The 12,320-nt window shown below is 68.4% G+C and carries 5 protein-coding genes; all 5 read left to right on the top strand.

Annotated elements, in window-relative coordinates; all coding sequences use genetic code 11:
- Nucleotides 1–37 precede the first annotated feature (37 nt).
- On the top strand, nt 38–367 hold the full coding sequence (locus tag ACWFNE_RS03075; RefSeq protein ID WP_452120992.1) for a helix-turn-helix domain-containing protein: 330 nt from the start codon (nt 38–40) through the stop codon (nt 365–367).
- A gap of 410 nt (nt 368–777) precedes the next feature.
- Complete coding sequence (locus tag ACWFNE_RS03070; RefSeq protein ID WP_452120991.1) at nt 778–2,253, top strand: hypothetical protein; 1,476 nt, start codon at nt 778–780, stop codon at nt 2,251–2,253.
- A 358-nt stretch (nt 2,254–2,611) separates the two neighbouring features.
- Nucleotides 2,612–3,715 carry a hypothetical protein gene (locus ACWFNE_RS03065; RefSeq protein WP_452120990.1) on the top strand — a complete coding sequence of 368 codons (1,104 nt, stop codon included), beginning with the start codon at nt 2,612–2,614 and terminating at the stop codon, nt 3,713–3,715.
- A gap of 188 nt (nt 3,716–3,903) precedes the next feature.
- Complete coding sequence (locus ACWFNE_RS03060; protein ID WP_452120989.1) at nt 3,904–6,972, top strand: hypothetical protein; 3,069 nt, start codon at nt 3,904–3,906, stop codon at nt 6,970–6,972.
- On the top strand, nt 6,965–12,310 hold the full coding sequence (locus tag ACWFNE_RS03055) for a DEAD/DEAH box helicase (RefSeq protein WP_452120988.1): 5,346 nt from the start codon (nt 6,965–6,967) through the stop codon (nt 12,308–12,310). Before ACWFNE_RS03060 ends, ACWFNE_RS03055 begins: the two co-directional genes overlap by 8 nt.
- Nucleotides 12,311–12,320: the final 10 nt, after the last annotated feature.

Raw genomic sequence — 12,320 nt, 5'->3', positions numbered from 1 at the left:
CCGGGGTCGGGTATTCAATAGCGCGTCACTGCGCATCATGCAGGGGTATGGACGTGATCGTGCCAGAGGACCGCGACTCTGCTTCTGGCCGCGACGACGTGAAGGTTGGGCAGCAGCGCGCGTTCGGAGCGCGCGTCAGGGCGATCCGCAAGGACGCGGGCCTTTCGCAGGAGCGTCTCGCTGCGTCACCGGCCTGGACCGGGCCTACGTGGGGCACGTCGAGAACGGCCGGCGCAGCTTCTCGCTCGGCTCGATGTGGCAGCTCGCACGCGCACTCGGGACGTCGCCTGGGGCGTTCCTCACGGCGACGCAGGGTTCGACCGGCCCGACGCCAGGAGACCCCGACGCTCCCGCGCCCCCGGGCTGAGCACGACGAGCTCGTGCTGGCGGACGTGCCGGGCGTCTGGGTGATCCGCACGAGCGGCCAGACCGTGGCGTTCGAGCCCGCTCGGTGAAGTCGGCTCAGGTGTGTTGACCCGCACCTCGGACGAAGCCCCGGCGGTCACCGCCAGCTCATCGTCCTTCTCGAGCCGCGCGTTGCATCACTAGTTCTTGGGCTGCGGCACGACTGCCGCTCCGCAGCGCCACAGGGGCGGAGTCCTCCTCGGGCCACGTCAGGTGTCCGATGTGCCACCTGGAACACCGCGCTCCCTGACGCCTGTGCGGCCTCGAAGCGCAGGGCGCACTGCCAGTAGATCGACCTGAGCGCACGGACTCGCCGGAACAGCGCGGCGGACCTGGTGTCGGGATCGCGAGGCACGTGGCTAGGTTTGCCGCATGGCGCAGCAGAGGCCGACGGCTAGGTCAACCACAGGTCGAGTGCGGTGGGTCGCAGTCGACGCAAACGTCTACGGCCAGGGCGCGATCCGGCTTGCAAGGCTGGAGACGTTTGCGTCCAGCTTGCTCGCGCTCGATGTAGTCGTTCTCGTTCACGAGTGCGTCCTTTGGGAGTGGGCGCAGCATGCTCATGAGTCCTACACGTCCGCACGTAGCACGATGCGGCGCCTGAAGGGTGACCTCGATGGCGCGCGTGTCGAGAAGTTCTCGCAGATCGCACTGCCGAGGAAGACGGTGCGAGAGTTTGTCGATCACCTAATCGCGGAACTGGACGCGATACAAAATGTCGTCGTCGTGCCCAGCACTTTTGACGGGATGAGGACCGGACTCCGAGCCCAGGTGCTGCTCGAGGCGCCTGGGAAGCGGAAGGGCGGAGATGAGAAAGGCAAGGGAACAAAGACTGGCGCGTCTGACATCGCGGCAACTTACGATGTTGTGGCGTACGTACTAGCGAACAGTACGGACGATGGACTCGCGATCGTCTCCGCTGATCGAGACATTCCAGCGGCCCTCAAGCATCTGGGCATCGATTGGGTCGAACAGTTCAAGAACGAAGGGGCCGCCCTAGAGGCGCTCCAGGGCCTCGAGATGCACCCTCTGGAGCACGCTGAGCGCGCCCGGGTGTCCGCTGCGCTTACGTGGTACGTCGTGGAGCGACTCCCGGATGAGTCCGACGCCGCGGAGAGGATCGCCGCACTCCAAGATCTCGTCGACCTCGTCGCGGACGATTCGCCGGCGATCAACGGCGATGTTGGAGGCGTGCGAGTTACCGACGTAGTCGGGCCAGCGCGCGTGCACACGGTCCGAGGCATGAGCGGCACGCTCGCCGGCGGCGCCAGGTACGTCACTGCACATGTCAGCCTCGTGGTGGATGCCGCCGGCGTCGCCGCGAATCTGCCAGTGGGGCTCGAAGATCTTCGCGTGTGGCAGCGCAGCGGCCTCATGCTGGAGGTCCAAGTCGCCGCGCTCCAATATCCGGATGGAGTCCTGCGAGACGTTCGCCCAATCGGGCCCGGTGTGCTGCACGACGCGCCGCGGGACCCCTTAACGTTGGAAGAAGCGAAGAGCGAGCTCGCTTCAGCCCTCGGTCGGTCGACGGTCTTCGGCGACGAGTCGTGGTGGCACGATGTCTTCACTGACGTCGTGCCGGACGACGTTCCGGTGGGGTTTGATTGGTATCGCGAGGACTACCTTGACACCGACTCGCGCTACGCCATAGACCTGGTCATCAATGGGATAGAACTGCCCGTGGTTATCGAAGAAAACGGCTACTTGCTCGTGACCGACGGTGGTGGGCCTTTTGAGACTACAGCGGACGCGACGCTGCCGGTCGGTGTCGCGCGCGAACTGGAAGGGCCGCCCGCGGTCGTCGCCGAGTTCGTCCGCCGCTGGACGCTTTGGACCGCGCCTGCATGAGCCGCAACACCGCGCTCAGTCCCCTTCCCGATGGGTCGCGAGGTTTCTCGGGCGAAAATCTCGCTCTCGTCGAGACTGGCCACTCCGAGTTCTATTCACTCCGACAAGAGACGCCGTGCCGGTGATCAGCCGTACCGGCTCGAGCCGGGGACGTCGTCGCGGCTCGGCGATGTCACGTGCACCGTGGGCCCTGTTGGCCCGCACCCACATCGCCTCGGTGCCCGCTCTCGGCAGTCCTGAGTGGTGCACCTGCGCGCGTCACGCGCCGACCGTCTCGGATCCTCCGGCTCGTCGCGGTCACGATCTTGGTTGAAGCCGGTCATCGGTAGCCTCAGGGTGTGAACTCGGCAGGTGAGGCATGAGTGTCCAGGCGACTGCGGCCGCTCGCCGAAAGATCGCCATCGAGGCGCTCTCACGCGAGCTGGACCCGTCGGACCCTGCTTCCTCCGCAGCGCGTCTGGGCGCGCTGCTCATGACACCGCGCCCGATGGCTGCAAGTGCAGACATCGACGGTCTGGTATCCGCGACCATGCTCGCCTCCGTCGCACCCGGCTGGGACATCGTCGCGTTGCAGGCTCAGTCGAGCACCGTGCTCGTCCACCCGTCCGTTGCTACGGCGATGCCCTCGGACCTCGTCGCCGTGGACCTGTTCTCCGTGAATCACGACTCGATGAGCAACCACGTGGTGAAGTACGGGGCGCGGCAGACTCGGCTCACGGGTCTGCGGACCGCGTTTCGGTCCTGGGATGCGTCCGTAGATGCTGCCGGATCGACTCGCCTGCACGCCGTGCCTGCGATCTGGGCTGGCACTGAAGGCTCCTACGAAGACGCTGCCCGGGCCACATCGTCGAAGTACAAGTACCCGCTCGGCACGGCACAGATCCTGCTGGCGATGCTTGAGGCTTCCGGTCACCCGCCGAAGTTCTTCGACCGGCACTACCTCCCCTGGCTGGTCGCGAACTGCGACGGCGGCGTCAGCACCTACACGAAGTACGCCTGGAACGCGCGCATCTGGTGGCCCGTGATGGCGGGGGCAGTCGGACCCGCGAGCCTGACGGAGCAGGTGTTTCGTCTGGTGGACGGGATGCGCCCTCATGACTTCGCCGACACAGTCAACGCCCTCGACCGAGAGAGGGCGGCGAGTGGTGAGAAGGCATGGCTTGACGACGACTGGAACCTTGCGGACTTCGCCACGCCCACGATCTGGCGAGCGCTGAAGTGGCTCTGCGACCTGACCGGCTGGCGCGACCCGGTCCGCGGAGGGGTGGACGGACTCCAGCACTGGGTCAGACAGCCCGTGAAAGGCTCCGGGGCGGTCTACATAGGTGGGACCTCCCGTGTCACGGCGGGCACTGAGCGGGCGGCGATCGCTGCGGTTGCGGGTGCCTCGGCGGGGCTTAACGCGAACTTCTATCACGGGGGCTACTCGGGGAGCCGCTTCAACTGGGCCGGTGGGTGGTAGGCGAGACGCGCCTCGACCGAACGGTGAGCGGTCGCGAAGTCTCGCTTGACCGTCGGGCTCGCAGTGCGAGGTTCACGTCCCGCACGCGCAGTGGCTGCACACAGCGCCTGGTCCTCCGTGAAAGTGCTGCGTGGTCGCTAAGCTTGAGGCCCGCTCGTGGCGATCACCACAGTGATGAGGCACAGGCAATGAAGCTGGTCGAGTGGAACGAGGCGCTGCTCAGCGACCTCCGGAGGCGTGGTCGAACCGACCGACGCCTGTACCTCTACGTCGACCGGGAGACGCTCACCGATGCATCCGGGCTCGATGAGCAGCAGGCGGTCGACGACTTCTGTGCTGCCTTCCGTGCGGCCAGGGGCTCGCGGCCCTTCGCACAGGGCGCCCGCGGCGCAGAGCGGTGGGCTGCTCGCGGATTCGAAGGCGACCCGCCGTTCGTCGCAGATCTCTCCATGACCGTGCTAGCCGTGACCGAGGAGCCGGTCGGCGCGCTGCACGGCGTGTACCGGACGCAGAACCAGCTGCTTGGCAGACCGGCGGACGCACAAGCGCCCGAAGGGTACGGCGAGGACGTCCCGGCGATGTGGCAGGTCTGGAACCGGTGGCTCGAGGGACCTGGGCACGAGCTCGGCCGTCCCAGTGCCAGGACACACGACGTCTGGACGCTTCAGGGGTGGTCGCGCAGCCAGGGGATCGTTCGCCACCGGGACCGCCTGACCATCGAGCAGTTCGTGCACGAGCGAGGGCCAAGGGTCGAGCGGCTCGACGTCGGTGAGCTCCTGGTGTGGTTGCGTTTCCGAGGAGGCACCGGTGCGAACCTCCTCGCACGCGTGGAACGCGACCGGGGTGCGTCCGAGATCGCTCAGGAGGTTCTCGACGACGAGCTCGAGCGATGGCGTCGCGATGGGGCGCGCGAGACGTCCGAGCGCCCGATTCGCGGCCTGCTGCTCTACGACGACTGGTCGGACACCTTCTGCGGAGCCGTTCACATCGACGCAGGGCTCGTCGGGGACGTAGTGAGCCTGGGAGACGGCGACACGGTGGCAGTCGACGAGCACACCCCCACCGTGCGCGTCCCGATCAGCGATGCGCCGTCTGCATGGCTGCAGGCTGGGATTCGGCATGACCTGACGTCCACCCGCTCAGTCACCTTCGGTGGCAGGACCGCGTTCCTCTTTCGTGATGAACCAGATCTTGAGGGCAGGCTCGAGACCGATCGCCCAGCGAGCTACCTTCCGCACTACGTCCTGGTCAACGACGGCCGGCGACTGGAGGTCGAGGCTGCTCTCCGGGCTTCCGGGTCTGCCGTCGAGTTCCGTTCCGCGTGTCGCGGCTGGTCGTGGTTCGACGGCGTGGTCCTGACCGAGCACGCGCCGCTACTGCAGGTGCTCGGCTTCCATGGGTCGACGTCGCCTGCGCCTATTGACGTGTCGCTCACCGGGGGCATGCGGCTCGGGCGCGCACAGCAGTACCTGTGCGGGCACGAGCCTGACGCCGTCCTGCCGTACCCGCTCGCCCGGCTGGTCGTCGACGGGACCGTCGTCGGCGCGTCTCGCGCCGCACCACCGATGGTGCGTCTCGCCGAACTGGGTCTCTCGCCCGGTGAGCACGTCGTCGAGTACGGCGGGGAGCAGCTGACGTTTCGGACCCTCGCATTCATCAAGGAGCGCGCCGAGAACGACGCGATCCTTCGACCCGGACAGCGCGAGGGTGCGACCTGGGTCTTCGCAGACGCACAGCAGGGCATCTCCGACGGGCCAGGTTTGGTCGGGGCGTGTGCCGTCGGGATCGCCGTGCGTCAGCCAGTTCTCCTGCACTCTCCTGGGACGGACTACCTGGTTCTCCGCGAGGACGGCTCGCTGCACCAGGTACAGCCGCTACGTCCGCGCTGGCTCGGTCGCCACGGCCTCGACGCGCAGGGACTGGACGTGGACGGTCTGGCGTCGCGCATTGATGGCGCTGCAGTGGTCCTCGCCCGTACACGCCGGACGGGAGCGGTTGTCGCGGCGAAGTGCGGAAGCGTGCCCCGGGCCGAGGAGACCATCCCGTTGGTTCCACGCCCGGACGTCGTGGCGGCCTTGGTCACTGGGCCTCCCTGGACGTGGGTTGGCGAGCCAGCCGACGGCCTCGCCAGGACGCTGCTGGCGCGTGCACTCCAGTGGAAACCTGCGACATCAAAGCCCAAGTCGGCCGCCCCCGCGCGCCACGTCGTGACCCGCGCTGGCGTCACTGAAGGCACGCGCGGCAACCCCTTCGACGAAGTCCTCACGTGGCTTTCGGAGAGAGAGCACGCATCTGCTTCGCGCGAGGACTTCATGCTGGCCTGGGGTTGGGTGTGCGACAAACTCGGACGCCAAGACCTCGTCGGCGACTGGCGTCGAGCACTGCAGACGCTGGCCGACCTTGGACACGTCGAGCAGGACTTCTCTCGAGGTCGAGTGCTCGGGGCCCCCGCGGTCGCCGTGGCGCTGCCCGATGCCAACGGCCTGTACCTGTTCTCAGGCGTCCGCCCGGCGAGAGTCCTGGAACGGCTCGACGACCCCGATGACCCCGATCCCGTCGTGGCTGGCGGCGTCGCGTTGACGAGCCTCGAGGTTCGTACTCCGGTCGACAAGGCCGGCCGGCCGGCCGGTCCGGCGGCCATCTACATCGCGATGGAGCCGCGACACGTCGACAGGGTGCGTTCCGCCTACGAGCGGCTCGGTGTGCGACTGCACGGGTGCACGGCCCGGTGGCTGCTCGAGACGGCGCCGACCCTCGACCGTACGTTGCGAACGGGACAGCGGTTCAGCCACGCTCCGGGTTCCGACGCCCACCTCTACGCTCACACGCAGGGCGTGTGGCAGTGGGTCCGGACGCACCACACGGACGACCACGGCATGTTCCGGTTTCGGCAGGGGCACAGGAGCGTCTTCGCGTGGCGCCCCGCGAGCGGCGCGGATCTTGTCGAGGTCGAGCCGGCGGCAGGACGGTGGCTTGCTCGACGGGCAGTCGAGCGTGACCCGGTGGTGCACGAGCGCTTCGCGGACCGGCTCTTCGTGGCGGAGGAGCTCTCACCGCCAGCGATCCTTCGCCGTGCTCTTACGCTCCGATCAGGCATGCCGGCCTACGAGTTTCGGTGTCAGTTCGTGGGTGGCCGCTTCGGCGCCCGCATGCGCGCGTACGAGAACGTGGATGCCGGCACCGCACGGCGAGTCGCCGAGATCCTCGGCGTGGAGCTCCATTCCGAGTACGACGAAGTGAAGGGCGACCATGTCTGAGACCTCACGCGACCTCCTGACCCCGCTCACGCTGCAGTCCTACCTGGAGGAGGCGTTCCTTCGGTTCTACGAGACCGCGTACGAGGTGCGGGACCAGGGAGTGCGCGACGAGCGCCGCAGTCTGCTCAGCGCACCCGGCTCTGCATTCGCCGAGCCGCTCCTTGAGCTGCTTCCTCGGTACCAGTCTGCGGCGACCTCCATGGCGGACATCGCCACTGAGCTTGGCGTCCCGGAGGCCGGTGAGCTCGTGCGAGCGGGGCTCCTGCCGCACGAGCACCCGTACTCCCACCAGGAACTGGCGCTCCGGTCGAGCGACGCCGGCCGTGACGTCATCGTCGGAACGGGCACCGGATCAGGAAAGACCGAGGCGTTCCTTCTCCCGGTGCTCATGGACCTCGTCCGCGAGTCCCGAGACTGGGCGCTCGGAACCCCTGCCACCACAGCGCAAGCGCGGTGGTGGCAGGGCAAGAACCCGTTCGTCCCGCAGCGAGAGGGGGAGGTCGGGCGTGACCCGGGAGTTCGGGCTCTCCTCCTCTACCCGATGAATGCCCTCGTTGAGGACCAGCTGATCCGCCTGCGCCAGGCGCTCGACTCACCGGCCGCTCGCGACTGGTTCGGCACGCACCGTCCAGGGCACTGCTTCTACTTCGGGCGCTACACCGGACGCACCCCCGTGCCCGGGCCCCGGGCGACGGCGACCGCAGGCCGCGTCGACCGCCTCCGCTCCTTGATGAAGGACTCCGACCGCCGTCACGAGCAGCTGCTGCGTCGGATCACAGAGGGAGCCATCAGCGACTCTGACGCCCGGTACTTCCTCCCGGCACTGGATGGCGCCGAGATGCGGTCGCGCTGGGACATGCAGGACCGTGCGCCCGACATCCTCATCACGAACTACAGCATGCTGTCGATCGCACTGTCCCGGTCCGACGAGCAGGGCATGATCCAGCAGACCCGTCGGTGGCTGGACGGTGGAGAGGGACGACGGTTCACGCTCGTCGTGGATGAGCTGCACATGTACCGAGGCACAGCCGGAACGGAGGTCGCCTACCTCTTGCGCCGGCTCTTCCACGCGCTGGGTCTGGACCAGAACCCCGAGCGGCTTCGGATCATCGGCACGTCCGCCAGCATCGTCGACGACCAGGAGGGCCGGCAGTTCCTCCGTGAGATGTTCGGCAGGCCCGGCACTCGCGCCTTCGACTTCGTCCGGTCGTCCACGGACGTGCCCGCGGGCGCGGACGACCTGGGAAGCTGGGCGACGGCGCTGGCGAGCCGCGACGACAGCCGTCAGGAGGTGACACCTTCGGACGACGACGTGGTTCGAGCCCTGAGCAACGCGCTGACCACAGGGGGACAGGTGCGACCGGCCCGCCTGTCCGCAGTGGCTGAGCGGCTCTTCCCGGGCACGCCGGCGGACGTCGCGTCCCAGGCGCTCGAAGGGCTGGTCCAGCACGTCGCGCGCCAGGAGCAGCCCGCAGTGCGCCTGCGCGGGCACTTCTTCGCGCGGACGCTGCAAGGGCTGTGGGCCTGCGCGCGACCCGACTGCCCCGAGGTCGAGGACCAGTACCGCTCTGCCGGACGGCGCATCGGGAAGATCTACGCCTCAGCCCGCCTGACGTGCGAGTGCGGGTCTCGCGTCCTCGAGCTGCTGTACTGCCAGTCGTGCGGGGAGAGCATGCTCGGTGGGTACGTGGCGCTGTCCAGGACCCGGCAGTTCCTGATCCCCACGACGGCCGAGCTCGACGACCTCCCGGACCACGCCCCGAGCCAGCGCGACGCGTCGAACTACCGGGTCTACTGGCCGACGGACCGTTCGCCGGTCGTCAAGCAGTGGGAGCGCACGGGCACTCGGCTGCCTGAGGACAGCAAGGCGCCGCTCTACAAGATGGGGTTCGTCCGAGCCGTGTTGAAGCCCGGCACCGGACAGCTGAGCGCGACGGGGCAGGAGTCGACGGGAGTCGTCTTCCGGTTGCAGTCCGGCGGCGGCGCGGAGGCACGGATGCCGGCCTTCCCCACCAAGTGCCCGTCGTGCGGAGATGACTGGGAGTACCGAGGTCCTGGAGGAGTGGAGGACCGACGAAAGTCCGGCTCACCGATCCGCACGCAGGGTGTCGGTTTCGACCGGGCCAATCAGGTCCTTACCGGAGCCCTGAAGCGTCGGCTGGACTCGAGCCTCGTGGTGTTCTCGGACAGTCGGCAGGGCGCGGCTCGGGTGGCGGCCAACCTCGAGCTCGCGCACTACCTCGACCTCGTGCGCGCGCTGGTTCTGGAGGCGCTCTCCGGATCGGGCGGGTTGATCGCTCTTGCGGAGGCGTACCTCAGCCGCCAAGACCAGAGCGAGGAGGCGAAGGCGGCGTACGACGCGCTTGAGGCCCAGTCACAGCTGACCGCGATGGCGCTCATGAAGCGCGTCAACAACATGCCGCTCACGAGGGTCGACGAAGACGCCTTGGCCGCGCTGGCACAGCAGGATGCCGGCAGCCTCAACCTCGTCGAGGTTGTCGACAAGATCCGCCCGCGTCTCCTCGATGTCGGTGTTAACCCGGCGGGACCGGCGCCGAGCATGGAGGCGACCAAGTCCCGCAAGCCCTGGTCGATGTTGTACGACTGGGAGGCCAGCCCTGTTCGTGTGCGGCCGAACCTCGACCACGAGGGCCGGGAGCTACTTGGAAGGATCGAGGCGGCACTCGGCAGCCAGGTCATCCGCACCGTCTTCGCGGGTGGGGACCGCGACGTGGAATCGCTCGGGATCGCCCGCGCCGTGCCCTCAACGCCTTTTCGGCCGGCCGGGGTCCCGGCGGACGTCGCCGACCAGGTGGCATCGTCGCTAATCCGCATCGTGGGTCGTCGGCGTCGCACGATCTGGACCAATGACGGTGCGAACAGCTGGCCCTCCCTCGCACGCGGCTACGCCGATGCGGTCGTGCAGGCGGCGAAGCTTCCCATGACCGGCGACGACCTCCTGGACGCCTTCACGACGCACATGAAGGCGGCGCCGGCGAGCTTCCGCCTCGTCCCAGAGTCGGTCAGGCTGGAGCTGGCGGCCGAGGACGACATCTGGCGGTGCTCGACCTGCCGCACGCGGCACCTCCACCGCAGCGCGGGCGTGTGCGTCGCGTGCCTCCGGCCGGTCACCGAGTCAGAGCCCCGGTCGGAGATCGACGAGGCTTACTACACGTGGCTCGCCACGCAGGACGGGGGGATCTACCGTCTGCACTGCGAGGAGCTCACCGGGCAGACTGACGCTCAGGAGGCGCAGGCCCGTCAGGCGCGGTTCCAGGGTGTGCTCGTCCAGGACCAGGACGCGCGCCCCGAGGTGGACGTCGTCGACACGGTCGACATCCTCTCGGTGACCACCACCATGGAGGCCGGCGTCGACATCGGGGCCCTCAAGGGCGTCGTCATGGCGAACATGCCGCCTCAGCGGTTCAACTACCAGCAGAGGGTCGGTCGCGCGGGCCGTCGGTCGTCGCACTTCTCGGCGGCCCTCACCGTGTGCCGAGGGGCTCGCAGCCACGACGAGCACTACTTCGCTCACCCGGAGTCGATCACGGGCGACGACCCGCCCCAGCCGTTCCTCGACACCTCGTCCGTGTCCATCCTGCGACGCGCTTTCGCCGCGGAGGTGCTCACTCGCGTCTTCCGGAGGTGCGAGACCGAGGTCGTGGGCTTCGACCCCGGCCGGAGTGTCCACGGCCAGTTCGGGGCCGTCGAGGTCTGGCGGGACTCGACGGATCTCCGCTCCTTCGTGCGGGGCGCGTTGCGTGACACACGAGACGACTGGGTGCAGCTCGCGACAAGTCTGCTCCGGGAGGCCCGGGCGACCGTCTCCGGAGACGAGCTCGCGACGTGGGCTGCCGCTGACCTGGCCACCCTGATCGACCAGACCGTCGCCTCCGCGCGCGTTCGGGATCTTTCCGAGGCCCTCGCACAGCACGGTGTGCTCCCCATGTTCGGCTTCCCGACAACCACACGCGTCCTCTTCACGTCGTGGCCCAAGGGAAGCGAGCAGGACGCGCTCGACCGGGACGCGCCCATCGCGCTGTCGGAGTTCGCGCCGGGCGCCGAGCTGGTGAAGGACAAGCAGATCCACACGGCCGTCGGCGTCGTCGACCTCCGCCAGCGCGCGGACGGCTCCTGGTACGAGGGAGACGCACCACTCTCGGACCGTCGGACCGTCGGCGTGTGCCGGTCGTGCCTGGCGTTCAGCGACGACCCTGGCCCGTCCTGCGGCGTGTGCGGGGAGACCGAGCCCAAGTACGCGGTCATGGACACTGCGGAGCCGGCCGGCTACCGGACGTCGTTCAAGCCCCGTGACTACGAGCAGCTGGGAGATCCCACCGCTCGGGCGTCGCAGCCCCGCATGACGGTCGGCCCGGTGCAGCATCTCGAACGCGGCGAGAACGCACTCGTGCGTTCGGCGAACACGGAGATCGTGTCGGTCAACGACAACCGCGGCGGCCTCTTCACGTTCGTCCGGGGCAGCAGCACCTACGAGGGAAGGAAGCGGGATGAGGCCGGCCTGCTGGCAGCGGACCTCCTCAAGGGCGATCGTCGGCAGCAAGTGGGCCTCAGGTACGTGAACACGGACGGAGATGTGCTGGAGCCCGTGGCCCTCGCGGCCCGCCGGCGCACGGATGTCCTCAGTCTTGGGGCTGCCACCCTGCCGGCCGGTCTCGCCATCGACCCGCGCTTGCCGGCGGGCCGCGGCGCGTGGGGATCGCTCGGCTTCCTCATCCGGGACGCAGCGGCGAAGTGGCTCGACATCGGCTCGGACGAGATGGAGGTCGGTGTGCACCCGGTGGCGCACGGTTCCACTGTCCGGGGTGAGGTCTTCATCGCCGACTCGCTCGAGAACGGAGCCGGCTACGCCACCCGCCTCTTCGACCGGTTCGAGGACCTTCTCGACGTCGCCGACGAGCACGCGGCTCGCCTAGGGAAGCACGGAAGGCCGCCCTGCGACTCGAGCTGCTACCTCTGCCTTCGGGACTACAGCAACCGGAGCTGGCACGCACTGCTCGACTGGCGGCTCGGTGTCGACCTTCTCGACCTGATCCGGGGCCGGAGCATCGACCTCGAGAGCCACGTGGACCGCGACGTCCGCGCCGCGCGCGCGATCGCCGAGGACTGCGGCTTCGAGGTCGACGACATCGAGCTGCCGACGATCGTCGGGAGACGCGGCACCGCGCTGGCAGTCACTCACCCGTTCGAGTCGATCCGGAACGAGGACGAGTCCGAGCGTGTGCGCGCTGTACGTTCGCGCTACCCGGACGCCCTGTTCACGTCGTCGTTCGAGATGCTCAGGCGTCCCGGCGCGCTGCTCGCAAGTCTGATGGCCTGAGGTGGAGGTG

The sequence above is a fragment of the Cellulomonas sp. NPDC055163 genome, from assembly GCF_053607065.1.
Note: the sequence above shows the minus strand (reverse complement) of the source record. Positions and strands in the feature narration are given on the sequence as shown.

Bases quoted from the DNA above. Each gene is read 5' to 3' on its own strand.
- ACWFNE_RS03075 (WP_452120992.1), top strand. From the start codon at position 38: ATGCAGGGGTATGGACGTGATCGTGCCAGAGGACCGCGACTCTGCTTC.
- ACWFNE_RS03070 (WP_452120991.1), top strand. From the start codon at position 778: ATGGCGCAGCAGAGGCCGACGGCTAGGTCAACCACAGGTCGAGTGCGG.
- ACWFNE_RS03065 (WP_452120990.1), top strand. From the start codon at position 2,612: ATGAGTGTCCAGGCGACTGCGGCCGCTCGCCGAAAGATCGCCATCGAG.
- ACWFNE_RS03060 (WP_452120989.1), top strand. From the start codon at position 3,904: ATGAAGCTGGTCGAGTGGAACGAGGCGCTGCTCAGCGACCTCCGGAGG.
- ACWFNE_RS03055 (WP_452120988.1), top strand. From the start codon at position 6,965: ATGTCTGAGACCTCACGCGACCTCCTGACCCCGCTCACGCTGCAGTCC.